The 26428-nt window shown below is 39.4% G+C and carries 22 protein-coding genes; 9 read left to right on the top strand and 13 right to left on the bottom strand.

The genetic code is table 11. The annotated features are described in order from the left end of the window. Nucleotides 1-6: 6 nt before the first annotated feature. The 5 genes from BM107_RS09710 (at nucleotide 7) to rodA (ending at nucleotide 5736) form a co-directional block, all read left to right on the top strand. A complete protein-coding gene (locus BM107_RS09710) occupies nucleotides 7-1029 on the top strand; it encodes a rod shape-determining protein (protein WP_010601761.1) in 1023 nt (340 codons plus the stop codon). 85 nt (nucleotides 1030-1114) lie between these two features. Further along, on the top strand, nucleotides 1115-1954 hold the full coding sequence (gene mreC / locus BM107_RS09705; RefSeq protein WP_090982710.1) for a rod shape-determining protein MreC: 840 nt from the start codon (nucleotides 1115-1117) through the stop codon (nucleotides 1952-1954). Next, entirely contained in the window at nucleotides 1947-2462 is a 516-nt protein-coding gene (locus BM107_RS09700; protein WP_090982708.1) for a rod shape-determining protein MreD, read from the top strand. The genes mreC and BM107_RS09700 overlap by 8 nt, the downstream gene beginning before the upstream one ends. Further along, on the top strand, nucleotides 2463-4472 hold the full coding sequence (mrdA, locus tag BM107_RS09695) for a penicillin-binding protein 2 (protein ID WP_090982706.1): 2010 nt from the start codon (nucleotides 2463-2465) through the stop codon (nucleotides 4470-4472). It abuts the gene before it with no gap. A 1-nt stretch (nucleotide 4473) separates the two neighbouring features. Beyond that, a complete protein-coding gene (gene rodA, locus BM107_RS09690; RefSeq protein WP_090982704.1) occupies nucleotides 4474-5736 on the top strand; it encodes a rod shape-determining protein RodA in 1263 nt (420 codons plus the stop codon). A gap of 228 nt (nucleotides 5737-5964) precedes the next feature. On the opposite strand, the gene BM107_RS09685 is transcribed toward rodA, so the two are convergent. Then, nucleotides 5965-7197, bottom strand: a complete 1233-nt coding sequence (locus tag BM107_RS09685) for a hypothetical protein (RefSeq protein WP_090982702.1) — start codon at nucleotides 7195-7197, stop codon at nucleotides 5965-5967. Between the two features lie 562 nt (nucleotides 7198-7759). On the opposite strand from BM107_RS09685, the gene BM107_RS09680 reads away from it, so the two are divergent. The 4 genes from BM107_RS09680 to BM107_RS09665 all read left to right on the top strand — a co-directional run bounded on the left by BM107_RS09680 (nucleotide 7760) and on the right by BM107_RS09665 (nucleotide 10915). Beyond that, entirely contained in the window at nucleotides 7760-8341 is a 582-nt protein-coding gene (locus BM107_RS09680; RefSeq protein WP_090982699.1) for a thymidine kinase, read from the top strand. A 44-nt stretch (nucleotides 8342-8385) separates the two neighbouring features. After that, on the top strand, nucleotides 8386-8985 hold the full coding sequence (locus tag BM107_RS09675; protein ID WP_090982697.1) for a Crp/Fnr family transcriptional regulator: 600 nt from the start codon (nucleotides 8386-8388) through the stop codon (nucleotides 8983-8985). Nucleotides 8986-9116: 131 nt separating this feature from the next. Next, entirely contained in the window at nucleotides 9117-10049 is a 933-nt protein-coding gene (locus BM107_RS09670) for an NAD-dependent epimerase/dehydratase family protein (protein ID WP_159435216.1), read from the top strand. A gap of 47 nt (nucleotides 10050-10096) precedes the next feature. Continuing rightward, nucleotides 10097-10915 (top strand): NAD(P)H-binding protein, encoded by an 819-nt coding sequence (locus BM107_RS09665; protein WP_090982693.1) that lies wholly within the window; start codon nucleotides 10097-10099, stop codon nucleotides 10913-10915. Between the two features lie 254 nt (nucleotides 10916-11169). On the opposite strand, the gene BM107_RS09660 is transcribed toward BM107_RS09665, so the two are convergent. The 12 genes from BM107_RS09660 to BM107_RS09605 form a co-directional block, all read right to left on the bottom strand. Next, nucleotides 11170-14556: a DEAD/DEAH box helicase gene (locus BM107_RS09660; protein WP_090982691.1), complete on the bottom strand. Its 3387-nt coding sequence runs from the start codon at nucleotides 14554-14556 to the stop codon at nucleotides 11170-11172. A gap of 24 nt (nucleotides 14557-14580) precedes the next feature. Continuing rightward, nucleotides 14581-14886: a helix-turn-helix domain-containing protein gene (locus tag BM107_RS09655; RefSeq protein WP_090982688.1), complete on the bottom strand. Its 306-nt coding sequence runs from the start codon at nucleotides 14884-14886 to the stop codon at nucleotides 14581-14583. Beyond that, nucleotides 14867-15040 (bottom strand): type II toxin-antitoxin system RelE/ParE family toxin, encoded by a 174-nt coding sequence (locus tag BM107_RS25080; protein WP_244278779.1) that lies wholly within the window; start codon nucleotides 15038-15040, stop codon nucleotides 14867-14869. Before BM107_RS25080 ends, BM107_RS09655 begins: the two co-directional genes overlap by 20 nt. 271 nt (nucleotides 15041-15311) lie before the next feature. Then, complete coding sequence (locus BM107_RS09645) at nucleotides 15312-16343, bottom strand: GntR family transcriptional regulator (RefSeq protein WP_090982686.1); 1032 nt, start codon at nucleotides 16341-16343, stop codon at nucleotides 15312-15314. A gap of 42 nt (nucleotides 16344-16385) precedes the next feature. Then, the gene (locus BM107_RS09640; protein WP_090982684.1) at nucleotides 16386-17771 is read right to left on the bottom strand and encodes an FGGY-family carbohydrate kinase; all 1386 of its coding nucleotides are present in this window, start codon (nucleotides 17769-17771) and stop codon (nucleotides 16386-16388) included. A gap of 12 nt (nucleotides 17772-17783) precedes the next feature. After that, nucleotides 17784-19064, bottom strand: coding sequence for a sugar isomerase (locus BM107_RS09635; protein WP_090982682.1), 1281 nt, complete (start codon nucleotides 19062-19064; stop codon nucleotides 17784-17786). 202 nt (nucleotides 19065-19266) lie between these two features. Then, nucleotides 19267-21387 (bottom strand): bifunctional aldolase/short-chain dehydrogenase, encoded by a 2121-nt coding sequence (locus BM107_RS09630; protein WP_090982680.1) that lies wholly within the window; start codon nucleotides 21385-21387, stop codon nucleotides 19267-19269. 21 nt (nucleotides 21388-21408) lie between these two features. Then, entirely contained in the window at nucleotides 21409-22503 is a 1095-nt protein-coding gene (gene rhaT / locus BM107_RS09625; RefSeq protein WP_090982678.1) for an L-rhamnose/proton symporter RhaT, read from the bottom strand. Between the two features lie 356 nt (nucleotides 22504-22859). After that, the gene (locus tag BM107_RS09620; RefSeq protein WP_090982676.1) at nucleotides 22860-23705 is read right to left on the bottom strand and encodes an alpha/beta fold hydrolase; all 846 of its coding nucleotides are present in this window, start codon (nucleotides 23703-23705) and stop codon (nucleotides 22860-22862) included. A gap of 17 nt (nucleotides 23706-23722) precedes the next feature. Beyond that, nucleotides 23723-24190 carry a pyrophosphohydrolase domain-containing protein gene (locus tag BM107_RS09615; RefSeq protein WP_090982674.1) on the bottom strand — a complete coding sequence of 156 codons (468 nt, stop codon included), beginning with the start codon at nucleotides 24188-24190 and terminating at the stop codon, nucleotides 23723-23725. A 319-nt stretch (nucleotides 24191-24509) separates the two neighbouring features. Further along, nucleotides 24510-25238: a LytR/AlgR family response regulator transcription factor gene (locus BM107_RS09610; RefSeq protein ID WP_090982672.1), complete on the bottom strand. Its 729-nt coding sequence runs from the start codon at nucleotides 25236-25238 to the stop codon at nucleotides 24510-24512. 72 nt (nucleotides 25239-25310) lie between these two features. After that, entirely contained in the window at nucleotides 25311-26318 is a 1008-nt protein-coding gene (locus tag BM107_RS09605; protein ID WP_090982670.1) for a sensor histidine kinase, read from the bottom strand. Nucleotides 26319-26428: the final 110 nt, after the last annotated feature.

Genomic DNA, 26428 nt, shown 5'->3' with positions numbered 1-26428 from the left:
TTATACATGGGATTATTTAACTGGTTTACGCAAGAAGTTGCCATTGACTTAGGCACCGCGAATACCCTGATTATACATAACGACAAAGTAGTGGTAGATGAGCCATCTATTGTTGCTTTCGATCGTACTACAAATAAAGTTATTGCAATTGGCCGCCAGGCCATGCAAATGGAGGGAAAAACCCACGATAATATTAAAACTGTCCGTCCATTAAAAGATGGCGTAATTGCCGATTTCAACGCTGCTGAAGCGATGATTAAGGGAATGATCCGTATGCTTAACGGCGGTAAAGGCTGGATGTTTCCTTCTTTGCGTATGGTAATCTGTATTCCATCTGGTATTACGGAAGTAGAAAAACGTGCCGTGCGCGATTCTGCCGAAATTGCCGGTGCAAAAGAAGTTTATTTGATCCATGAACCAATGGCCGCTGCCGTAGGTATCGGGATTGATGTGGAAGAGCCAATGGGTAACATGATTATTGACATAGGTGGCGGTACTACTGAAATTGCAGTTATTGCTTTATCAGGTATTGTTTGCGATCAGTCTATCCGCGTTGCGGGAGATAACTTCGATTCTGATATCGTAAATTATATCCGCCGTCAGCACAATATCATGATTGGCGACCGTACCGCTGAAAAAATTAAAATTGAAGTTGGTGCAGCTTTACCTGAATTACAGGATGCCCCTGCTGATTTCGCCGTTCAGGGCCGCGATTTAATGACGGGTGTACCAAAGCAGATTACTGTTTCTTACACTGAAATTGCACACTGTTTAGATAAATCAATCTCTAAAATTGAAGAAGCGATTTTAAAAGCTTTAGAAATTACCCCTCCTGAACTTTCAGCAGATATTTACCAAACAGGTATTTATTTAACCGGTGGTGGTGCATTGCTTAGAGGTTTGGATAAGCGTGTTGCAGCCAAAACAAAATTACCTGTTCACGTTGCAGAAGATCCACTTCGTGCAGTAGTGCGCGGCACCGGCATTGCCCTTAAAAACATTGGCGGATATAAATTTTTAATGCAATAACCTAGATTTGAGATGTGAGATATGAGATTTGCGACTAATTAGTCAAACTCATATCTCACATCTTATATCTAAAATCTCATGAGCAATGCGTAACCTTTGGATTTTCATCAGCAGATATAACGCATTTTTCTTGTTTATCATTTTTTTCTTCGTTGGCATCTACCTCACGGTTAAAAACAATGCTTATCAGCGGAGCGTAACCCTAAACTCTAGCAATGAGATCGTGGGTACCGCGTATGAAAGGCTAAATGTTTTTAAACGGTATTTAAACCTGGGAATGGTTAACGATAGTCTGGCCGCAGAAAACGCTAAACTTAAAAGTCAGTTACTGGGATTAACTACCGTAGATACAGCCAAAGATGTTAAAGTGGTGGATACGGTAACCAATCAACAATATACTTATCTGGCAGCCAAAGTGGTAAAAAACTCGGTTACTTTGCGCAATAACATCATGACGATAAACAAAGGCACGGATGATGGAATTAAAAGTGGTATGGCCGTTATTGCACCTCAACGTGGAGTAGTTGGTTTTATCCGTGATGTTTCCCCACATTTGGCCACTATTCAGTCTTTACTGCATAAAGATACCAAGATCAGTGTAACCCTGAAAAAGAACCATGCACTCGGCTCATTGGTTTGGGGCGACGGGAATTTCGATATTAAAAAGGCATTTGTAAAAGAGGTACCCAACCATATTAAAATGTACGTTGGCGATACTGTTGTTACTTCCGGTTATGGCTCCTTTCCTGCAGGGGTCCTGGTTGGAAAAATCAGCAAGGCGAATGTGGCTACAAATGATAATTTTTTATCGGCAGAATTAAATTTGTTTACTGACTTTAGCACGTTGCAATATGTATATGTGGTTAAAGATAAAAGAGCTGATGAGCAAAAAGCTTTAGAAAGCATGGCTAAACCGAATGAATAGTAGAATCATAATTGTAAATGTGATCAGGTGGTTTTTACTGCTTTTTGTGCAGATTTTTCTGCTCAAGAATATGGGTTTTTACGATCTCTCCACTCCTTTCATCTATGTACTGTTTTTACTTCTGCTTCCATTTGGCATCCCTAATATTTTATTGTACGTACTGGCCTTTGCAACCGGATTGGCACTTGATGCCTTTTACGACACCATGGGCGTACATGCCACAGCTTGCGTAGTTTTGGCGTTTGTAAGGATTTCTTTTATTTCCATCAGTTTAAACCGCGATGCTATTGACGACCCTGAGCCATCCTTAAGTTATATGGGTTTCCAGTGGTTTTCTCTTTATGCTTTTCTTTGCGTTGCAGCACACCACCTGGTGTTGTTTTTTCTGGAAACATTTAGGCTCACCGAAATTGGTTATACCTTAATGAGATGCGGCTTAAGTTGTATCTTTACACTGCTTATTATTTTTCTGGTAGAGTTTATATTCTATAAAAGAACACCACGCTAAATGGATCAGTTATTTAATCGAAAATATATCGTTCAGGGATTATTTATTGTAGTTGCCCTGATTTTATTGGGAAAGCTATTCTATATCCAGATTATTAGCGATAAAGCCTTTAGCTCTGCCGAAAGTAACGTACTTCGTAAAATTTATAAATACCCTGCCCGCGGTGCGATCCTCGATCGGAACATGAAAGTAATTGTGCAGAATGAACCTGTTTACGATTTAATGGTGATCCCAAACGAGGTTAAACCTTTTGATACCCTCGGACTGGCCAACGCTTTAGAAATTACAATAGAGGATGTGCGTAAAAAGTTAAAAAAAGCAAAAGCGCAATCCCCTTACCAGTCTACATTTTTTGAAAGGCAGATTTCGGTACAGAGTTATGCCCGCTTACAGGAAATCATGTACCGTTTTCCGGGTTTCAGAACGCAGGATCGAACCATCAGGCATTATCCTGATAGCATTGCCGGACAGCTTTTTGGCTATGTTAAAGAAGTAAGTCCGGATGATATTGAAAAATCAGAAGGTTATTATAAACCGGGCGATTTTATCGGAAAGAGTGGACTTGAACGCTCATATGAAGATTTTTTGAGAGGTGAGAAAGGCGTAATCAATACACTGTACGATGCTAAAAATGTTGCTCAAGGGAGTTATGCCAATGGTAAATATGATATAAATGCTGTTTCAGGTGACCGATTAATTTCTTCATTAGACATCAGGATCCAACGCCTTGGCGAAGAATTAATGAAAAATAAGGTTGGGGCTATTGTGGCCATTGAGCCTTCAACAGGAGAAATTCTGGCATTTGTGAGCAGCCCGGGTTATGACCCTAACCAGTTAGTGGGTAAAGATTGGGGAAAAAACTACATGAGCCTGATTGCAAACCCCTACCGCCCGCAGATTGTAAGGCCTATTGCCGGACAGTATTCTCCTGGCTCATCATTTAAACCGGTTGACGCACTGGTTGCCCTGCAAGATGGCGCCATTGATCCAAATACGACTTTTTTCTGCCCGGGATATTACATGGCCGGAAACCATAAAGTAAAATGCGAACACGTGGATGGTACCATTAACATGCAACGTGGTATTGCCCGCTCCTGCAACACCTATTTCTGCCATGTTTTTCAGAACATCATTACTAAAAACGGCATGAAAAACCAGCGTCAGACCTACGCAAAATGGCATGAGCAGATTTCTAAATGGGGTTTTGGCCAGAAATTAGGTATCGATATGCCTTTTGAAAAAAAGGGTATATTCTATCAGGCCGATCATTACGATAAGATTTATGGCAAACGCTGGGGATATACCACTGTAATTTCGCAGGCTATTGGTCAGGGTGAGATTACCTCTACCCCATTACAAATGGCCAATGTAATGGCAGCTATCGCCAACCGTGGTTATTATTTAAAGCCGCACTTAATTAAAGGTATTGGCGATAAAAATGTAGTAAAAAAGGAGTATGTGGTTAAAAATTATGTGGGTGTAGATGAAAAATACTTCCCTATCGTAATTGATGGCATGCGGGATGCGGTGAACAGTCCTTGGGGAACGGCAAAAGAATCGCAGATTCCCAACATTCTGATGTGCGGTAAAACCGGAACCGTGCAAAACCCACATGGCAAAAACCATTCTGTTTTTATTGGTTTCGCGCCTATGAACAATCCTAAAATTGCCATCGCCGTAATTGTAGAAAATGGAGGCTATGGAGGCTCTTATGCGGCGCCGATATCAAGTTTCATTGTTGAAAAATATCTAACCGATAGCATTAAGCCACGCGCGAATGGTTATACGGTAAAAGCATTCGCAGAAACCAATCTTTTACCGGCTTTAATTGATAAGACAAAAAAGTTTAAACCGACCAGATTGGATAGTTTAAAACTGAAAAGGGCCGATTCACTAAAAAAAGTTAAAGACAGCCTCAAAGTAAAACCGGCTTTACTTAAACAAACCGTTGCTAATAAGCTAAAGGTAAATCAACCCGATATAAACCATAAACCTGTAACCCCTAAATAAGATGCAACAACAGGGAAACCGTTTCTTTTTTAATGTAGACTGGATTACTGTTTTAATCTATATTGCCTTGTGTGCAGTTGGTTTTATCAATGTTTATGCTTCTATCTACAATCCAGATAAAGCAACAGGATTCGATTTTGGAAGCAGTTATGGAAAACAGTTAATTTTTGTTATTACCAGCTTAATATTAGGTCTATCAATCTTATTGTTTGACGGCAGATTGTTTAATGTATTTGCACCATTTATTTACGGAGCCACTTTATTTTTACTCGTTGTGGTACTTTTTGTAGGGCGAAATGTAGGTGGAAACCAGGCCTGGATCCCCATAGGCTCTTTCAGACTGCAGCCTTCAGAATTCGCCAAGTTTGGTACAGCCTTACTTTTAGCCAGGTATGTGAGCACATTTAATCCAAAATTCAGGGATATAAAATCAATCGTTATCGCCGGCTTAATCGTGTTGGCTCCGCTTTTACTGATTATGCTACAGCCCGATACAGGGTCTGCACTGGTTTTCCTCGCCTTTATGTTCCCATTATACCGGGAGGGGTTATCGGGTTATTTCCTGCTGATTTTTCTAGGCATGATTGTACTATTTATAGCAGATTTCTTGGTACCAACTTACATCTTAATTCTTATCCTAACCACAATCGGCGGACTTTTTATCTATAATAACAGGCGGAAACAGAAGATTATTATTTCGACCGTATTGGTCACCATTATTGCCATCGCCTATTTATTTATAGTTAAAATTGCTTATGAAAAAGTTTTAGCACCGCATCAGCGTAGCCGGATTGAGCTCATGTTAGGCCTTAAAGCCGATAATAAGGGTGCTGGTTATAACGTCATCCAATCGCAGATTGCCATTGGCTCCGGTCAGGTAACGGGACGCGGTTTTTTACAGGGTACACAAACTAAATATGGTTATGTGCCTGCGCAGAGTACGGACTTTATATTTTCTACCATTGGTGAGGAATGGGGCTTTGTGGGTTGTTCGGTTGTAATCGGCTTGTATATGTTTTTATTGCTCAGGTTGATCAATCTTGCAGAAAGGCAGCGATCTACTTTCTCAAGAGTTTACGGCTACAGTGTGGCCTGTATCCTTTTTTTCCACGTATTCATCAACATCGGAATGACCATCGGAATTATTCCCGTAATCGGGATTCCCTTACCTTTTATCAGCTATGGCGGTTCCTCATTATGGAGTTTTACTATCCTCTTGTTTATATTTTTGAAACTGGATTCTAACCGGATGGGATTTATTTAGTCTGAAGTCTTTAGTCTAGAGTCCGTAGTCAACACACCTACTCGTAAGTACCCTTATTAAAATACGTCATTTCGAGCGGAGTGCAACGCAGTCGAGAAATCTATCTTGAAAAGCGCTTTTGATTTAGATTTCTCCATTTCGCTACGCTTCAGTCGAACGACTTTTTTTAATAGTACGATTATAAATTTATTCTAAACGCCCTCCGCTAAATACCTATGGCTTGCCGCTTTACTTACTAAACCTTCTATTTAACAGTTCGTAAAACTGATCAACCGTTGCCTGTTTATTGGCCCAGTTATTTTTGGCTGCATAATTATGTTGCAGGTAACTATCTGCGGCTTCGAAACTGCTCATTTTGTTAATGATATCAATCACTTCCGAATAGGCCAAGTTGTAACCGTTAAAAAGATCTTTAATAAAAAGTAACTTCTCATTTAAATTAATAGCCTGTTTTAAATCGGCAATTGGCGCTTTAACAGGCTCATTGCTTTTTGCGTTCGTTTTGGCAAGCAAATCGTTTAAACTTGGTGCTGGCTTAATCACTTCAGGTTGCGGAACAGGTTTTACAGGAACAGCTTCAGGTGTGAATATGGGGCGCTCCTTTTCTACCGGAGGCGAAATAATGGGATCATCCAGTTTTACATCCTTTAGTGCGTCAATTGGCTGGGTAGTCGCTACCGTGATGGGTTCTTCTGCTTTAACGGCCACAACAGGCTCTTCCACCTTTTCAGCCACGATGGGCTCCTCTTTAGCAATTGTTTCAGCGGCTGCTTCTTCATGCGGAATTAAAAAAGGCTCAGGACCAATTTCATCTTCTTCAGTTTGCAATGGCTCCTCTTGAATCCCTAAGGTAGCTTCCTTATCATGAATAATCTTTTTACGTGCCAAAATTTCTGCTTCTTCCTTGCTTAGCGGGCGATCAAAAATTTCGTCAACAGATCCATGCGCAACCGGATTTGCCTCATAATCAAACTGATCATTTTTATGATGTGTATTTAGCACAAATTCGAAAGTATGGTCGTCCTGGTCAGGCTTAAAAAAATCCTCATTCAAAAGCGAGGTAGCTTTCTCCTCTTCAATCATTTCATCATCAAGCACTTCCTGTTCAGGTTTTACATCAATCCGTTCCTCCTCTTCCTCTGCCGTTACCACTTCTTCCAGCTCCTGCGGATCGAAAGATTCATCTTCTTTTGCATAACTTTTTTCAGGTTCTGGCAATACAATGGTATTTTGTTCGGCCAATAAGGTATGCTTTACATTTTCAGTCGGCTTATTTTCGATTGTGGCATTTAATTTTTTGACGATGTTAACATGATCAGAAAGGAAATGGGCATTGGCCAGGAAAAGTTCCAGTTCCAATTCATTTAATTGTTGAGGGTTTTGAGCCAAAAACTGGTATTGCTCATTCAACTCTGTTAAAATACTACCGATCTTTCTGAAAATATCTTGTTGGTTCATCATAAAATTAAAACGAATTTTTAGTCGATTTATGTTGGTAACTATGTGTTCAAAAATAAGATATAATTTTCATATTTATTTTATCCCTGGTATCCTTGCGTGGGGATGTTTCAGTACCTTTAATAAACATCTTTTTTGCTAAAATAGGTCATTATATATCACAAACCCAATAATATCTTTTATTGTTTGCCAATGATTAACCATAATCATAAATAATTATATTTGGCTTATGGGTATAATAGAAATATTACTTGTTTTAATAACTGTCGCTATCTTATAACCGTTGGGTAGGTATGGAAGAGATACCTGGTTTGGTTTTGGCGGCTCCATACTATTGGGGATACTTACTACACCCCTTATTGCATTTATCATTATTTCCTTTTTCTTTAAAAAGCATTAATAAAATTTGATCCAACTTCCCCCAAAATAATTTCAGATCTTTATTGCGGAAACAATTAAAATTTTAACCTATCATGTTGGTAACTAAGTAGCCAAAAATCATGCATATTTCTCATATTTGTTCGGTTTAAAATTATAGAACGGACTAAGGGAAATAAAAAGCAGCATGTTATTTAGCGAACAAAATTTTAGGAGAAGGGGCGAATTTTCAGGAAGTATAGAAGTAGTATGTGGCTCTATGTTTTCTGGTAAAACGGAAGAACTGATCAGGAGGCTAAAGCGGGCACAGATTGCTAAACTCAATGTCGAAATTTTTAAACCCCGTACCGATACCCGCTATCATGAAACAGCTGTGGTTTCGCACGATTTAAACTCGATCAACTCTACTCCCGTAGATAGCGCTTCGGCCATTTTATTATTGGGTACCAATACCCAGGTGGTGGGTATAGATGAAGCACAGTTTTTTGATAATGAATTGCCTGAGGTGTGCAACAAACTGGCCCTTAAAGGCATACGCGTTATTGTTGCCGGCCTGGATATGGATTTTACAGGCAAGCCTTTTGGTCCTATGCCTGCTTTAATGGCCATTGCCGAACATGTAACCAAAGTAAACGCGGTTTGTGTTTGCTGTGGTAACCCTGCCCTCTATAGTTACCGCACAGTTGCTGATGAAGCTACGGTTTTATTGGGCGAAAAGGAAAGTTACGAGCCACGCTGCAGGGCCTGTTATAATCTGGACAAAGGTTAGCCATAATTGATTAATCCGTATCTTTAAGCCAGTTAATTACCGATATGAATAAACAAGCTCAACTGGAAGCATTTAGAAAAGGTATTGCCCAATTTGTAACGTTTAACGATACAGAATGGGAAGTTTTTACTCCGTACCTTAGTTTTTCCAGCTTAGGCAAAAAAGAAAATTTTGCAGTTGAAGGAAAAGTATGCGACTACATGTGCTTTATTACCCGTGGCGCCGTTCGTTACTACCATATTAAAGATGGGCAGGAAATTACCGGATATTTTAGCTTTGAAAACGAGTGGATGAGTGCTTATAAAAGTTTCCTGAAACGCACACCCAACACCAACTACATTCAGGCACTTGAAGAAACAGCATTGGTCATGATCTCCTATCAAAATCTTCAGCAAATGTTAAATCACCCGCTATTGGCTTTAAAAATGGAGCGTTTTGGTCGTTTAATTGCTGAATATTACATCTGCTGTTACGAAGACCGCGTAACCGCCTTTATTACGCAAACACCTGAAGAGCGTTACATTATCCTCGAAAAAACAGCGAAAGACATTTTCCAGCGCATCCCACAACATTTTATTGCCAACTTTTTGGGTATCACGCCTGTCTCACTTTCCCGTATCCGTAAAAGAACACTTTTGCAATAAAGGCGCGGACAACTTTTTTAGCAAATGAGCTATAGAAGTTCTCAATGCTGAATAATCCAGAATCCTTATCTTTTGTTAACGTTTTCATCGTTCCATGTCGCATAACTTTGAACCAATCAAAAAACAAAGATATGCATACGTTACTTGGCGCCGGCGGACCAATCGCAAACGCACTTACTAAAGAATTAATCCATGCTAACGAAACCATTAGACTAGTTAGCCGAAAACCAGTAGCCACAAACACCCCAAAAGTAAGCTGGGTTAAGGCTGATTTATTAAATGAAGCAGAACTTTTCGCAGCAGCTGAAGGTTCGAAAGTAATCTACCTCTGCGCTGGTCTGGTTTATGACATCAAAATATGGCAACAACAATGGCCGGTTATTATTAAAAATGTAATTAACTTAATTAAACACACCGGAGCAAGGTTAATTTTTTTTGATAATGTTTATATGTATGGCCTGGTAAATGGCCCTATGACAGAAGATACGCCCTACCGTCCATGCAGTTTAAAAGGAGAAGTGAGGGCAAAGATAGCTGAACAATTAATGAACGAAGCTAAAATGGGACAAATAAACGTCACCATTGCCCGTGCTGCAGATTTTTATGGAGCAGATTCAATGAACAGTTTTTTCGATATGATGGTACTTGATAAGTTTGCCAAAAAAGAAAAAGCGCAATGGATCGGAAACCCAGATACCCTACACAGTTTTACCTATATTGAAGATGCAGCAAAAGCTTTATTCCTGTTGGGACAAACTCCCGATTCGGGCAACCAGATCTGGCACCTGCCCACTGCCGCTCCTATGAAAGGGAAAGCTTTTATAGAAATGGCCGCCAAGATTTATGAAACCAAACCTCAATATTTAGCCATTAACAAACTAATGTTACGCCTGGTCGGTTTATTTAAAAAAGTAGTTGCGGGTACTGTAGAAATGTATTACCAGTATGATCACGATTATCATTTCGATTCTACCAAATTTGAAAAGGCCTTTAACTTTAAGCCTACTCCTTATGATGATGGGATTTTAAAACTATCAAAAACAATGTATAAAAAACAGAATTAATGTAAGTAGGTGCTAATTATAACGCTAACTGCCTATCTTTAGCGCAAATGATTCAAGATATTATAAAGGATAGCAATATTAAAACCGTATCGATTTTGGGCTGCGGTTGGTTTGGCCTGGCTTTAGCCAAAAAACTGATCGGATTAAATTATACCGTTAAAGGTTCTACCACCAGTCAGGAGAAATTAGCAATCCTTCAAGCGGAGCAGATAAAACCCTTTATTGTTAATTTTACGGCAGAATCGGTTGTTGCCAATGCTACTTTCTTTGAAGCTGATGTGCTGTTTATCTGTATTCCGCCGAAGCGCAACTCTGCTGAACTACTTGACTATCCAAATAAGATCAATTCTATTTTGGCCGCAGCGGAAAAAAAAACAAAACATGTGGTAATGATCAGTTCAACGAGTGTTTATGCTGATGACAATAAAATAGTAAATGAAAGCAGCGAAACCATTCCGGATACGGATTCAGGAAAGGTTGTTTTAGCTGCCGAAATGTTATTTAAAGAACAATTTCCGGAAAATCACACGATCATCCGCTTTGCAGGTTTGATTGGTCCGGACCGTAACCCAGGTAGATTTTTTGCCGGAAAAACAAACGCTCCGAATGGTTTGGCTCCGGTAAACCTGATTCATCAGGCAGATGCTGCAGGCATTGCGGTAAAACTTTTGGAAAAACAGGCATTCGGCCAAACATACAATGCCTGCTCTCCAAACCATCCTGCAAAAATGGATTTCTATGTGGAGGCAGCCAAAATATCGGGCTTAGCTATCCCTGAATTTATTGCCGAAAAGAAAAATTGGAAGATTGTGGAGAGTTTAAATATACCTGCATATTTGGGCTATAAGTATGAAGTTAGAATTTAGAAATCTCTTCTCACGTTCGTCACCCTGAATTTTATTTCAGGGTCTATTTTACAAGAAAGATGCTGACCACGTAGTAGCTACAAGGCAATTGAAAACACTATTTCTACTTGTAAAATAAATTCAGCATGACGATCGCGTAAGTTGAAGAGGCTAAAAATTATCACCACGAATAAATAGCAATAAACTAAGGTCAATAGATTTCTCGACTTCGTTGCACTCCGCTCGAAATGACGATCGATCTAGAATAGCAATACTTAACTCAACAAGCCCAAAAGCTCTTTCTTAGTTAAATTTTTAAAGAAACTACCCTCTGTTTGGATCAGATTCTTAACCAAATCCTTTTTAGTCGCCTGAAGTTTCATGATCTTTTCTTCAATAGTATCAGGACAGATTAAACGGACGGCCATAACATTTTTATGCTGGCCTATCCGGTATGCTCTATCGATAGCTTGGTTTTCTACTGCAGGGTTCCACCAGGGGTCAACCAGATAAACATAATCGGCTTCAGTTAGATTCAGCCCGGTACCACCGGCTTTTAAACTGATCAGAAAAACCGGAATATCTGCATTTTCCTGAAAAGAGGCAACTGCTTCAGCTCTTTTTCGCGTTTGTCCGGTAAGGTATTCATACCTGATCCCTTTATTTTCCAATTGTTTTTTAATCAGATCGAGCATGGTTACAAACTGAGAAAAAACAAGAATTTTATGTCTTCCGGCCTTACTTTCGATCTGTTCCATCAGCACATCAATTTTTGAGGAAGCCTGCAAATAAGATTTTCCATCGGCCAGTAAAGCTGCCGAATTGCAGATCTGCCTTAAGGTGGTGATGCTTTTCAATACATGCATCGAGCTTTTAGGCAGTTCATCTTCCTGTTTACCCAAAATGTAATCCTGGATTTCCTTTTTATTGGCTTCATATACTTCGCGCTGCTCCTCGCCCATTTCGCAATACAGCACAATTTCAGTTTTATCCGGAAGCTCTTTCGCAACCTGTTCTTTCGTTCTGCGCAGAATAAACGGTCTTATTTTTTTCTGGAGTTCCTCTGCTCTTTTACTATCTTTAAACTGATCGATCGGGGTAGAATATAAATCGGCAAACTGTTGTTTACTTCCAAACAAACCCGGGCAGGCAAATGACAATTGCCCGTATAAATCAAAGGTATTATTCTCGATAGGCGTTCCCGTCATTACCACTTTATTACGGGATTGCAACATCCTAACTGCTTTATAACGCTGCGAATCCGGGTTCTTGATCAGTTGCGCTTCATCCAAAAAGATATAATTAAAGCGATAATCCTTCAGGAAACGGATATCAGAAAGCAAAGTTCCGTATGAGGTTAAAATAATTTCATAATCATCAAAAGTGTCCGTGGTTTTCGTCCTTTCACCAGCATAAATGGTTTTCACTTTTATGGATGGTGCAAACTTCTTTACTTCTGCTTTCCAGTTAAATATCAGAGAGGCGGGTACGACCACCAGATTGGTATTGTGTTTAACTTTTTCACGCTGTGATAAAATGAAAGCCAAAACCTGAATGGTTTTACCTAATCCCATATCATCGGCCAAACAGGCACCAAAGTTAAAGTCATCTAAAAAGTTGAGCCAGTTTAAACCATCTTTCTGGTAATGACGTAAGCTTGCGGTTAAACCTTTCGGCACCTCAACCTCCTGGATGGAATTGCTTCCTTCAAATTTCTGCTTATACAGTATTAATTCATTTTTAACTTCCCCATCCAACAAGGCATCCTCGTAAAGCTCATTTATTGAAGCAAACTTAATTTTTGGTGTGAGAATGGCATCTTCCGTTACTTCACCTGCGCTGAAATAAGCTGCAAATTTCTCTATCCATTCTTGTGGCAGTATGCCTTGGGTTCCGTCATCAAGTGTTACAAACTTACTTTTGTTTCTGATCGATTTATGGAGGTATTTAAGTGCCACCTGTTTTTTGCCAAACTTCACTTTTACCTTGGTTTCGAACCAATCTGTTCCGCTTAACACCTCAATATTAATTTTAGCCTTAAATTCACTCAGTTTATTGTTTTTGAGTTGATTGAACCCTAAAATATGAATGCCTTTATTCCTCCATTCTTCAAAAGCGTTAAGGAACCAGGTTTCTTCCATAAAACGTTTGCGGTGCAGATAAAAAGAATCATTGGTTTCCTGCTCGTAGAAATACGGATGCTGCTTCAAAACGTTACCAACAAACTGAAGCTCAGCCGCTTCATCACGTTGCAAGGTAAATAGATTCCCTAATTTATCTTGTGCCTTAATCTGCTTTTTAGAGCGTACGGGAATCTCCAGGTTTCCATAACGCATTACCGGTGTAAGGAGAATATAATCTTCAGATTCCGAAAGGTAAATCAATTGTTCGTTTTCGAGATCAAAACCTTTTTCTTCAATCTGATTTTTGGTGGCGGGCTTTAAATAAGAATAATCCACGCGGATACTTCCTTCTAAAGGCACCAGAATAATTTTTTGAAACTCCAGATATTTCGTTTTGTGCAGGATAAGCCTGTTACTCTGTTTTTTGAAAAAACCGATTACCCGCAAAAAATCTAGTCTGCCAATTAAATAAAGTTGATGGTGTAGTTTTACAAAATACTGGTGAACCAATACCAGGCTATCCAACTCGTATGATTTTCCCTCAATAATTAACCTGCCTGTAATTTCGTAATAATCATCACGTTGGTTCACCGAAAGATGTAAATCCACATCCAGCAGATATGCCTCAACTGCGCTGATGGTATTGGCCTGAATCGTCCCGGACTGCTTACTATTCTGTAGATAAAAAGGAATCTTCAGTGGATTTTTCACAATCGCTTTCAACGCTTCAATTTCTACCTCGCTTTGTTCTTGATTATAATGCTGCTGAAAAGTGGTTATGCCACTATAAAACTTTAACTGGTCAAGATCACTGGTTTTGAACAGCAAATCGGCCGGATTAATTCCTTTAAGAGGATTTTTGACCTTACCACTTTTGGTGGTGTTGGCTTCGAATAATTCTACAATTAAATTATTGTAATAGCGATGCTGACCAAAAACCAGAATCATTTTATCGGAATCGTTTTTGATTGGGACTTTTGCCTTGTATTTACTTACTGGCAATAAAAGTTCCTGTAGATTTTGCTGAACTTCTTTGTTAAATGGCTGGAGTGAATCCATTTTGGGCCTGATTGCAACCTGACCGTTTTCATAACGGAGATTGAACAGGAGATCAAGATTCGCTTCTTTTTCTAGTCCGTAATCGATTGCGATTTTGGCAAGCTTTTGTTGCCGCAGGTTACTGTCGAAAAAAATGAGCAGCTCCTGCCTTTGAAGGATGTTATACAAAACCCTCGCCTGGTGCTCGCAGAGCTTATGCTTAGGTGTAGTACATCTGCAGGAGAGTTTTACAGTATTTTCATTTTGCTGAACCTGGACAATCGGAAAATGTAGTCCAGAAGTCTCATCGCTAAAGGCGGCAAAATCAATCTCAATCTGTTCCGGATGAAGCTGATAAAAGCCTTTAACATCGGTATGGACCATTCCACTCAAATGTTTAAGGATCACAATCTGGCTCAGATTCTTCAGGTTGAAATCCTTTAAAATATAGTCATAAGGATTTTGTTCTGCTACCGGATGTGCTGTTACCTGTTCACTCATTAAACTAAAATAGGATAATTGACTTTATAAACTCACGCTGAGATCCAAATGTCCACCTAAACCAACTTTGATAATTCTCATTAAAGTGGAAAGTCTAATGTCGCTTGCGTTATTCTCAATTCTTGAAATATAGGTTTTTGTAGTACCACATTTTTCAGCGAGTTGCTCCTGTGTCATACCTTTTTCCTTTCGGAGCTCCTGTAGCATTGCGCCAAGTTTAAAACTTTCGAATTCTTGTTCATAATTTTCTCTACTTTCAGTACCGCGCTTACCATATTCGCTGTCTAGATGATCAGCAAATGATGTCAATTTATTCTTTTTCTTTTCCATCGAAATATTTCTTTTTAAGTTTCTCTGCTAATTCGATCTCACCTTTTGGCGTTTTTGGACTTTTCTTCTGAAATCCATTTACCAGGATGATCAGTTGATCCTTATCAAAAAAACTGAACACCTTGTATATATCAGAACCAACTTCAACCCTAATTTCAAAAAGCCCCGTAGATCCAGTAATATGCTTAAAATATTTTCGGGGATTTTTTCAAGCGTAGCAATTAATTGCAAGGTCCAGTTAAATTTCTTCTTTACATTCGGCTTTAGCTTTTCATAAAAATCCAAATAATACGCTTCGAAATAGAGAATATCCCTGATAAATCCTTCTTTCATTACCCAAATTATGCTAAAACAAAGTTACCTAATTAGGTAACAACTTCCAACTTTTTCAGTTTAATTTACTATGTTAAAGAATTTTGGCTATGTTACAACGATTTGCGTAGGTTCAGATAGAAAGGAACCTCTACCCTTTCAGTCTTACCGCTTAATACAAACTCAGCAGCCTGAACACCGAGCTCGCTAAAATCAGTCGAAATGGTGGTAATACCATCCAGTATGATCTTCTTTAAAGGTGTTTCATTATAGGAAATTACCCCAACATCTTTCCCGATTCTGAGTTGCTGTGCAATTAAGCGTTCAATCAGTGTCACCAGATCATCTTCCATTAGGTTAATATATACATCACCTGGACTAATTTCCTCGTCTTTGATGTTATGAATTACTTTATGATCAAAAGCATACTGCTGGCAAAACCGGTAAAAACCGGTGAGTATTTCGTGCGGGAAATAACTGTTTTTTGGAAAAATAATTTTCAAGGTGCGGTAATGCGAAAGGCGGTCTAAAGCCTGTTCTAAAGCTGCATAAATATCCAGAGCGAAATTTTCATAGGCCGCAGCATAATCGCCCGTTACACCAGGTAACAGTTTATCAAGGATAATGAGTTTTTCTTTTGGTATGGTATTGATAATTTCGTGCGCATTTTCTCCTCCCTCCAAAAAATGCGGAATGATTACGAAGTGTGAATAATCATCACGTTTGGCCACGATCATTTTTTTAAACAGGGCAAAATCATTGTTGTAGATATAAAAATCAACGGCAGCGCGCTCGCCCAGGGTTTTGGTAAAAGAATCGTAAATAATCTTTTTGTGCGTGCTGAGTTTATTAAAAAGCAGACAAACCTTTAGTTTACGGGAAAAATCGGTATTGACAATAAAATAACCCTTGCCGGGTACAGAATCTACTACGCCAAGTTTCTTCAGGTTACGATAGCCTTTTTCAGCAGTATCTCTTGATATTTCCAGGCTAAAACTCAATTCATTTATAGAAGGCAACAAACTATTTTTAAGCAATTTACCACTTTCAATGGCCGCAAAAATGGCATTGGTTAATTGCTTATATTTTGGCGTAGACGAATATTCGTCAACATTAAGGTAGGGGATTAAATCTTCTGGCTTCAAAATGGCGGTATGGATATTGCAAATTCTAAGATAAGTAAATTCCTAAACATGTGTAGTACGCTGTATCGCCGAATAATATTTTAACTGGATCATATCCGTTGGAGCAGGATTTTTGTTCCATGCATCATTTATTGCTAAAGCTGTACCTATTGCCGTAGCTTGCGAAACGGAAGAGGCATAAACCTCAATTTCGGGGATAGCGATAGCCAGAAGATGCATATATATGGCATTTTTTCCGAAGCCACCATCTACAAAAACTCTTTTCACCCCAGCATTTAAAACAAGTTTTAACGAATAAACCTGCTGTTTGATAAGGTCGAAAATCAGTTGGTGATAGGCTTCCTCTGCAGTTTGGAAGAGGCTGAGATCACGAGCCGGAAACGCGGAATTTGCGGAAAACTCTTGCTGTTCGACTGAGTTTTCAGGAATTTTATTGGCCAGCCTCAAAATAACGGCAGGATTAAACTTCAAATGTTTGAACAAATAAGCCGCACGATCGAAATGCCCGGCAATGCGCTTAAGCTGAACCTCATGCTCGTAACCAGCAAAAATTCGCGAGGCCTTAATTGCCTTACCTTTAAAGTGCATATAACACAGGCAATCCTGTTTCAGCTCTTCGGCAGTTAAAGGTTCCTGATTAAAAGGGTTTAAACTGATGCACCAGGTACCGGTTGAGATAAGTACAAACGGCGCGTTAAAATTGGCCAGATAAGGGATCAATGCTGCAGAACTGTCATGCAGGCCTACTCCAACCTGAATACTTTTTCCTTCAAAATCAGTTTTCAGACTCGAATCGGCAGGCGCAAAGGTCCCGAACTTACCATCAATCTCTTCTGCAGAAACCCACTCGTGGTATTGGTTTTTATTAAAATCCCAAAGCTGCGTATGGCAACCAATGCTGGTGATATCGGCTACAGCCTTGCCTGTAATCAAATAACTTAAATACTGAGGCAGGTGTAAAGCCCACTTCACGCTGTTAAATATTTCGGGCTTTTCATTTTTCAATCGGTACAATTGCATACCGGAATTTAAGCTACCTAAAACCGGCGAAGCGGTTTCCAACGAAACCTTCTCTTCACCTCCATATTTTACATACAAAGAATTCTTAAGTGCTTCGGGGTACGATTTCAAGTAGTTATAAAGTGGGGTCAACGGTTCACCATTTTCATCAAGGTACACAAAACTGGCCCCATAGGTAGAAAAATTAACGGCTTTAACATCAAACTCTTTTAACTGCAAAACCTGATGCAAGGAATCATAAACAGAAGAACGCAGGCTCTCAAGATTCTCGCATGGTTCTCCATCTTCATCAACAGTTTCTACAAAACGCGCAGAACGCTCGTAAACGATCTGGTAATTTTCATCGATCAGAAAGAGTTTTTTATTCGTTTTCCCAACGTCAAATATCGCAATAACAGGTTTAGGCATTTCTATCTCTCTTTATAAACCGGTAGCAGAAGTTTTACCACGTTGATTCACCAAAGTATTGCGTACATTCAAGTAACGGTATAAACCAATTGGCAATAAAGCTGCACCTGCTCTTAACCTGGCTTCGGCCACTAATGCCCTTAAATCGCTACGGAAAGTATTTTGCAAAATTTCCTGTGCTTTGGCTACGTCGTTATTCTGCTGTGCTTCGCTTAATGCTTTTCTATCAACCAATAGCGCTTGTGCATAGGCAATCATAATGGCTTCAACTGATTGCAATAAATCTTCTAATGGATCTTTCACATTGTGTGAAGCATCGATCATCCATCCTAAATCTCTTGCATGGTTCATGCCTTTTGCATCCATACCTTCTACCAGATCGTTAAAAATCAAGAACAACTGGTAAGGTTTAATGCTTCCGGCAGTCAGGTCATCATCACCATATTTAGAATCGTTGAAATGGAAACCACCTAATTTTCCTTCCATCAACAATAAAGCAACAATCTGCTCAATGTTGGCATTAGGCAGATGGTGACCCAAATCAACCAGCGTGTAAGCTTTTTTACCCAGCTTGCTGGCATATAATAACGATTGACCCCAATCACCAACTGTTGTTGAATAAAAGTTAGGCTCAAAAGCCTTGTACTCTACAAACATTTTCCAATCCTCAGGCAAAGCTGAATAAATTTCTTGCAGGCTCTCTAATGTATTCTCAAAAGCCCTGCGAAAATTAAGCTGACCAGGGAAACAAGATCCATCTGCAAGCCATACGGTTAATGCGTCAGAACCAAGCGCAATACCGTGCTTAATTACTTCAATATTGTGTTCAATGGCCTGCTTACGGACATCTTTATTTACATTTTGCAGTGAACCAAATTTGTAACTATGTGCTGAACCGGCCTGATCTTGAAAGGTGTTCGAATTCATGGCATCGAACTTAAGGCCATAACCCGAAGCCAGTTGCCTTAATTCTTCTGCATTTTGTGGAATATCCCAAGGAATATGAAGTGAAATAGCGCCACTTGAACCATTTAGCGCATGTAGCAGCCCCACATCTTCAATTTTTTCTTCGATATTACGCGGCTCACCACCGGCAATGGCAAAACGGCCGAAGCGTGTTCCACCTGTACCTAATGCCCAGCTTGGAATGGCAATCTGAAAATCAACCAGTTTTTGGATTACGCTTTCGAGATCAACATGCTCCCATTCCTCTTGTAAAAAAGCAAATCTGCGTTGATGCGCCGTTAAAAGAGAATCGTTATGTTTTTCTATTTGGTTCTGCTCAATATTCATGAGGGTATTTAGTTTTTTTCAGGTTAATTATTGGGACGATGCAATCGCCATTCTCGCTCATCCCCGTTTTTACAAAGGGATTACTTCTTTTTCGGTCGGTGAGAGACCAACCGATAGTCTCTACCGACGTGGTCTGTGTCCTCACAGACCACCATCTTTATTAAGTTTCGGTTTACAGGGACACAGACCTGGTAATTAAATATTACCGCACAAATGCCATGGCCACACCGCCATCAACATTTAAAACATTTCCGGTTGATTTTTGCAACAAACCACCTACAAAAGCGAAACAGGCATTGGCAATATCATCTGGTAATATGATCTGGTTCAATAAGGTACGTTTTGCATAATAAGCCGGCAGTTCTTCAACCGTAACGCCGTAAGCTTTTGCACGGCCTTCGGCCCAGCCACCAGCCCATATATTGCTATCGCTAATCACTGCATCAGGGTTAACCACATTTACGCGGATATTATCAGCACCTAGTTCAGCCGCGTTTAATCTGCTTAAATGTAACTGTGCAGCTTTTGCACTGCCATAACCTGCATTATTTGGTCCACTTACCAAAGCATTCTTACTTACAATATTAATGATATCGCCACCAATATCCTGCTTTTGCATCGTATTTGTTGCAGCCTGGGTTACAAAAAACTGGCCTTTTACCAAAACATCATATAATAAATCCCAATCTTTTTCAGTGTGATCGGCAATGGTTTTAGAAATGGATAATCCTGCATTATTTACCACAATATCTACCCCCCCAAATGCCAGTGCAACGGCATCAAATGCATTTTTAATAGCGGCGTCACTGGTTACGTTTAAAATAACAGTACTGTACGAATCTTTACCATACAGGCCTTCAAATTCCCTACCCGCTTCTTCCAGACGCTCGGCATTCATATCATTTAAAATCACTACGCCACCTTCTGCCACAAACTTTTTAGCAATCGCTTTACCAATACCTCCGGCGCTACCTGTAATTAGTGCAATTTTACCGGTAAGCGGTTTAGGTTTGGGCATACGCTGTAATTTTGCTTCTTCCAGTAACCAGTATTCGATATTAAAAGCTTCCTGGTGCGGCAAAGATGTATATGCCGAAATGGCCTCAGCCCCTTTCATTACGTTTATTGCGTTGATGTAAAATTCTGCCGCAACCCTCGCCGTTTGTTTATCCTTCGAGAAAGTAAACATCCCAATACCCGGATATAAAATTACCACCGGGTTGGTATCGCGAATATCCGGACTGTTTGGATGCTTACAGCTTTCATAATAATCAGTGTACATCGCCCTGTAAGCTTCAAAAGCAGGTGTCAAGCTAACTTTCAATGCCTTAATATCTGATAAATCGGCATCGCTGGCTAAATCTAAAACCAGGGGACTTATTTTAGTACGTAAAAAGTGATCAGGACAGCTCGTACCCATTGGTGCCAAACGATCCAAATCATTAGAATTGATGAATTCTAAAACACGGGTATCATCAGTAAAATGACCAACCATGTGTTGTTTTGAAGAGCACAGCCCCCTTAGTACAGGTGCTATTGCAGCCGCTTGTTTTTTACGTTTACCGGCTTCAGCGCTTTCTATTTTCTGTCCACCGAAAACAGGCCCTTTTTTGCCATAATTCTGATGGAGGTACTCTGAACAGATTTCGATTACTTCCAGGGTATTCAGGTAACTTTCGTAAGCCGTATCACCCCAGGTAAACAAACCATGCGATCCGAGCATAATACCACGGATACCTCTATTTTCGTCTAAACACTGCCTTAACTGCAAGCCCAGTTCGAAACCAGGTTTTTTCCACTCTACCCAGCCAATCGTACCATTAAACAATTCCTGAGTAATGCGCTTACCATCTTTAGCAGCCGCAATAGCAATGGCCGCATCTGGATGCAGGTGATCGATGTGTGCAAATGGCAGAAAACCATGCAAAGGTGTATCTATTGATGGTGCTTTAGAACTTAAATCGAAAATGCAGTGGTTAAATAGTTCAACCATTTCATCTTCATGTTCTACACCACGGTAAATATTTTTCAGGCTACGTAAACGATCAACATATAATGCTGCAAGCCCGTTTTTCTTTAAGGTACCTAAATCTCCTCCCGAACCTTTAACCCACATTACTTCTGTTTCTAAACCGGTAAGCGGATCCTTTTCCAATAGCTTACATGAGGTATTCCCGCCACCATAGTTGGTTAGACGTAAATCTGCACCCAATAAATTAGAGCGATATATCAAGAGGGCAACTTCATCGCCAGCCAGTTTCGCGGCTTCCTCTTCATCCCACAGATAGCTTACGTGTTTATAACTTTTCGTATTGATTGACATTCTTATATTTTTGTTTAAATTTTAATTTTTTATTGAATTACCATAACCCACAATAAACACCGAAATGATGATGGTTAAAATGCCAGCCAAAATCGTTATCAGTGTTCTACGAGATACACCTTTCCACTCTTTTAATATCAGCCCCCAAACATTCGCAATTAAAATAATAAAGGCCATATGCAATATCCAAGAACTGGCTCCATTACCCATTTTGCTTTCGCCCATACCATAGAAAAAAAACTGCAAAAACCAGGTGGTACCTGCCAGTGCGGAAAAAACATAGTTTTTAATCAGCGGACTCTTTGCATTGGTGTAATCGCTAAAAGTTTTATTCCTGGCGTTTAGCACCATACACCAGATAAAATTGGTGGTTAAACCGCCCCAAAGCACAACTACATAAGTAACATTATTCTGAAATAAAAAATTACCGTTTTCAGCAGGATTTGCCGCTTTCCAAATCGAGTTGGCTGCATCAGCCATTGGTTTTCCCGCTTCGATACCAAAGTTGAAGCAAGCACTTAAAACACCCGAAACAATCCCTACAAGTAAGCCCAGCCCGAATTTGTATTCGGTTTTAACCTCCATACCATGCGGATCAGCAACAACAGATTTTATCTCTTTTTCTTTCATCATACCTGCTTTACCACAGATGACGATTCCAACTATGCACACCAAAAGCCCCAACAGTACCATCCGCCCCCAATCGGTATGCAAAAACATCGTAAAAGTATCTTTACCTGCCTGTGGAAAAAAATCAAAATAGATGGAAGGTAAAATAGAGCCCAGGACCATACATAGTCCAAGAATGATGCTACTGCCCAACGACACGCCCAAATAACGAACGCCTAAACCATAGGTTAGGCCACCAATGCCCCAAAGCACGCCAAAAAAATAGGTCAGCCATAAAATGCTTCCGTTAGTGCCGGCAATAATTGCCGTAAAATTTGGGATGGTTAAAAAAGCAGCCAATGGAGGAACGATTAACCAGGAGAAAATTCCGCCAACGATCCAGTAACTTTCCCATGCCCAGCCTCTGACTTTTTTGTAAGGGATATAAAAACTTCCAGAGGCAAACCCGCCGAAAAAATGAAAAATTACACCTAAAATTGCCTGCATGTGCTGATTGTATATTTGGTTGCGCTAAAAATAGGATATACACCAACTTTAACTGTTATGCACTGTTATGAATGAGAAATAATATGGCAGATGGAAGATGTAGAATGATGATGGAAGATGTAGGATGGACGATGGAATTAGATGAGGCCGAAGACAGGGGTTGGGAGCAATAGTTAGTAAAAAATTAACCTTAGTGCATTTTCCAATTAAATGAAGATTTTGGTCTGCGTTGATTACCTAAATCTACGGGCCAAAATGGTGTTATAGTTATTAACGAATTGAAGAAGATAAGCGCAGATGATTGTTTTGGCATTAAAAGATTTCTCCATTCCGCTACGCTTCAGTCGAAATGACGTTTATTTATTAATTCTCTCCATAATAGCTTCAATCACGTCAACCGATCTGAGTATTTTATAATGTCCTACCTCCTCAAATGATTTAGCGTTTATTGCAGGATTTTTATCTAAGAATTCTTTAAGAAACTGATGGGTTGAAATATGATCGGCTGGATCATAAGCCAAAAAGTGTGTTAAATCAGTACCTGGCTGATAAAGTTCGGTTAGGTTAAAGTGTTCAGCCGGAACTGGAAATTCTTTCGCAAAGTTGCTAAAAAAAATGTCCTGATCTTTTGCAACTACGTTTACCGAATGTAAGCTCTGTTCAAAGTTCTCTTTCAGCCTGATCAATGGTGCAATGCTAACGAGCAATTCAGGAGTTATCTCTAATTCCTGTAAAGCAATTACATTGGCCATGCCACCAAGCGAATGCCCGATAAGAACATCAGGCTGCGCATAGTTTAAAGAAATCGCTTTTACCGAATCTGCATATAACATCAGGTTGGAAAACTCTGAAATTGAACTCCCGTTACCAGGAGCATCAAAGGCAATAATTTCCAGGTCTTCTATTTTTCGGAGTTCAATAATCAGCTCATAAAAATCTAAGGCTTTAGAGGCCCAGCCATGTGTTAGTAACACTTTGCGTTTTCCATTTCCCCAGCTAAAACAGTTAATGATTAGGTTGGCTTTGGTAAAATAGGTATCAAAAACCTGAAGGCTAAATTGTTTTGATTCGGCAATAAGCTGTTCCTGATGCAGGCGTAAAGGCATTTTAGGCGAGTAAAAAATAAACTCGCGCATTAAAGCAGCATCAGGTCCGGCCTGTGTTAGTTTAAGTTCATTTACGATTTGTTTTAGCCTTTTCAACGGTAACTAATCTGTAGTTAAACCAAATGTGATTTTAAATCAGCTGGCGAATAATTAATTGATTTCAAAGTCTTGTCATCAGATTTTCTGAACACCAGGAACAGTCCATCTACTTCTTTATAATAAGATTCGGTCCCATCTTTTTCTAAATAAAACCGGATGGTTTGCTCAGCCTCTTCTACTGTTTTACAAGCTTTGCTCATGTTAGAACGGTGAACTTCGTCAAACAAAGTTTTAAATTTTCCACCCAAACCAAATTCGTGGATAGCACCTGCCAAAACATATTGCAAATCGCAAAGGGCATCGGCAACCTCTACCAGATCGTCATTTTCTACCGCTTCCTGCAATTCTCTCAGTTCTTCTGCTAAAAGCGAAATACGCAAATTTGCCCGCTGCTTTGAAGGAATTATCGGATTTTCCAAAATGGGATGTTTAAACGTAGTGTGAAATTCTGCAACCTGATTTAGCGAATTGGTTTCTTGCATGATGGTGATTGATTTGATCTTTATGCAGCAAACTTAAAAAAAACCAAAGAAATATTGGGGAGAATTTATACACAGGTCGGCTAACCGGCTAACTGTTTAAATTGGCCAACTGCAATTATGAATTGCCAAAAGATTGTTCAATTGTTGCATTGCTAAGTGATTAACTACGAATTGCCAACCGAAAACTGTTCAGAATGGTTAATCGGTTAATTGTTCAAACTGGTTAATTGAAAGATGAATCCTAGCAATCTAACAATTCAACGATATTTAAATTCCTCATTTAACCAGTTAACCGATTTATATAATTAACCAAACTACCCTACTTCTTCCCTTCCCTCACCACTTTAAAAAATTCTTCTTTATAAGTTTCACCAATGGGGATAGCCTGATCGTTGATATAAACTGTATTGCCGTCTATCATCTTGATTTTTTCAAGAGAAATAATATATGATTTATGGATACGGTAAAAGGGTGGCTGAGGCAGTTCGGTTTCCAGCTCGCGCAGAGCCTGGTAAGTGACAACCCTTTGAGTGGCGGTATAAACCGAAACGTAGTTTTTTAAACCCTCTATATAAAGAATATCTTCATAATTAACCTTAATAAACTTGTTTTTAGTATCTCCCTTGATAAAAACAAAATCATTCCCCTGGGTTACCGGCTTTAAAGCAGTTTCCTGCTGAGCAGGCATTACAGGCATTAAAATCTGTTGTGCTTTCGTAGCAGCCTTATAAAAACGTTCATAGGAAATCGGCTTAAGCAGATAATCTACCACATCAAGATCAAACCCCTCTAAAGCGTACTCGGGGTAGGCCGTGGTTAAAATCACTTTGCATTTACCACCACAGATCTTCAAAAACTGGATCCCTGTTAACTCTGGCATCTGTATATCTAAGAAAACAAGGTCTACCTTACCCTCCTGAACGAGATTAAGTGCTTCAAAAGCATTGGTAGTGGTTCCAACCAAATCTAAAAATGGGGTTTTGCTGATAAAGCTAGCAATAATATCTGAAGCATATGATTCATCATCAACGGCAAGGCAACGGATCATGGGTTAGGGTTTAGCGGTTAGCGATTAGCATGAGTTAACATTAGCATAGTTTTCAATGATACAAATTATACATCAGAGATTTAAGATCAAAGTACTTTTGTAAGTATTGCCGTTGTTTGAAATTAACAACTCATGCTTATCGGGATAAATCAGATCTAACCTACGGTGGATATTTACCATACCTACACCGCTTGAGTGGTCTTTCTGCGCATGGCTGATCTTATTACTCACTTCAAAACTCAGTCTTTTTTGTTGCACCTTCAGCCTGATGCGTACTGGCTGCGCCGCATCATTAACCACGCCATGCTTAAAAGCATTTTCAACAAACGGGATCAATATTAGCGAAGCTATTTTTTGATCAGCGATGCCATCTGCAATAAAATCGACATAAAAATTGGGTTCAAAACGCATCCTGAACAACGCCACATAACTCTCCAAATACTCAACTTCTTTATCTAAACCTACTTTACCATCCGGGCTGTCGTTCAAGGTGTAACGCATCAGGTCTGACAAACGCAAAACAGCATTGGCCAGCTTGTCGGAAACAGGAATAGCCAGCGAATAAACATAATTTAAAGTATTGTATAGAAAATGTGGATTGATCTGCGACTTCAAAAAGGAAAGTTCCGCCTTAACCACTTCTTCTTTAAGTTTTCGGTTAGCCTGCTCTGATTTAAAGCTCTGCTCAATACCATATGCAGCAGCTGGCACCACAATAAAAGCTATACTCCAATAAATATTGTCAGATATATATCCCCAGGCAGTAACTTCATCACTATAATTATGGAAACCAAACCATTTTAAGTAAAGCACTTCTTCTATTAAGTAACGCAGCGAAATAAATAATGCTATAGTAAACAGAATAGCACCAATTAGTTGCAATACCTTACCCTTTTTCAAAAAACGCGGATAAACCCAGAGGTAGCAGATATAAAATTCGATCAGCTGGATAAAATTCATGGAGACATTAAATGCAACCTTGGTAAAGGTAGTTCCGGAAATTAAGGCGCCTCCGTAGAAATAACCCAATACTAGCAGCCAACATAAAATATGAATAGAAATGGTTTTAATTGTTTTCATGCCCTAAAACTATATAAAGCTTTCTTATCCACCTATTTTCTTATTCCAAACGTGCAAATAATTATCCCAACCCGGGTAAATTAAGGATGAATGCCATTTATTCCCTAAAA

It is taken from the genome of Pedobacter suwonensis, from assembly GCF_900111825.1.
Taxonomy (GTDB): domain Bacteria; phylum Bacteroidota; class Bacteroidia; order Sphingobacteriales; family Sphingobacteriaceae; genus Pedobacter; species Pedobacter suwonensis.
This window is presented reverse-complemented; position numbering and strand designations above follow the sequence as displayed.

What these genes read in the sequence shown, in the direction of transcription:
- BM107_RS09710 (WP_010601761.1), top strand. Translation starts at nt 7, where the DNA reads ATGGGATTATTTAACTGGTTTACGCAAGAAGTTGCCATTGACTTAGGC.
- mreC (WP_090982710.1), top strand. Translation starts at nt 1,115, where the DNA reads ATGCGTAACCTTTGGATTTTCATCAGCAGATATAACGCATTTTTCTTG.
- BM107_RS09700 (WP_090982708.1), top strand. Translation starts at nt 1,947, where the DNA reads ATGAATAGTAGAATCATAATTGTAAATGTGATCAGGTGGTTTTTACTG.
- mrdA (WP_090982706.1), top strand. Translation starts at nt 2,463, where the DNA reads ATGGATCAGTTATTTAATCGAAAATATATCGTTCAGGGATTATTTATT.
- rodA (WP_090982704.1), top strand. Translation starts at nt 4,474, where the DNA reads ATGCAACAACAGGGAAACCGTTTCTTTTTTAATGTAGACTGGATTACT.
- BM107_RS09685 (WP_090982702.1), bottom strand. Translation starts at nt 7,197, where the DNA reads ATGATGAACCAACAAGATATTTTCAGAAAGATCGGTAGTATTTTAACA.
- BM107_RS09680 (WP_090982699.1), top strand. Translation starts at nt 7,760, where the DNA reads ATGTTATTTAGCGAACAAAATTTTAGGAGAAGGGGCGAATTTTCAGGA.
- BM107_RS09675 (WP_090982697.1), top strand. Translation starts at nt 8,386, where the DNA reads ATGAATAAACAAGCTCAACTGGAAGCATTTAGAAAAGGTATTGCCCAA.
- BM107_RS09670 (WP_159435216.1), top strand. Translation starts at nt 9,117, where the DNA reads ATGCATACGTTACTTGGCGCCGGCGGACCAATCGCAAACGCACTTACT.
- BM107_RS09665 (WP_090982693.1), top strand. Translation starts at nt 10,097, where the DNA reads ATGATTCAAGATATTATAAAGGATAGCAATATTAAAACCGTATCGATT.
- BM107_RS09660 (WP_090982691.1), bottom strand. Translation starts at nt 14,556, where the DNA reads ATGAGTGAACAGGTAACAGCACATCCGGTAGCAGAACAAAATCCTTAT.
- BM107_RS09655 (WP_090982688.1), bottom strand. Translation starts at nt 14,886, where the DNA reads ATGGAAAAGAAAAAGAATAAATTGACATCATTTGCTGATCATCTAGAC.
- BM107_RS09640 (WP_090982684.1), bottom strand. Translation starts at nt 17,771, where the DNA reads ATGCCTAAACCTGTTATTGCGATATTTGACGTTGGGAAAACGAATAAA.
- BM107_RS09635 (WP_090982682.1), bottom strand. Translation starts at nt 19,064, where the DNA reads ATGAATATTGAGCAGAACCAAATAGAAAAACATAACGATTCTCTTTTA.
- BM107_RS09630 (WP_090982680.1), bottom strand. Translation starts at nt 21,387, where the DNA reads ATGTCAATCAATACGAAAAGTTATAAACACGTAAGCTATCTGTGGGAT.
- rhaT (WP_090982678.1), bottom strand. Translation starts at nt 22,503, where the DNA reads ATGCAGGCAATTTTAGGTGTAATTTTTCATTTTTTCGGCGGGTTTGCC.
- BM107_RS09615 (WP_090982674.1), bottom strand. Translation starts at nt 24,190, where the DNA reads ATGCAAGAAACCAATTCGCTAAATCAGGTTGCAGAATTTCACACTACG.
- BM107_RS09610 (WP_090982672.1), bottom strand. Translation starts at nt 25,238, where the DNA reads ATGATCCGTTGCCTTGCCGTTGATGATGAATCATATGCTTCAGATATT.
- BM107_RS09605 (WP_090982670.1), bottom strand. Translation starts at nt 26,318, where the DNA reads ATGAAAACAATTAAAACCATTTCTATTCATATTTTATGTTGGCTGCTA.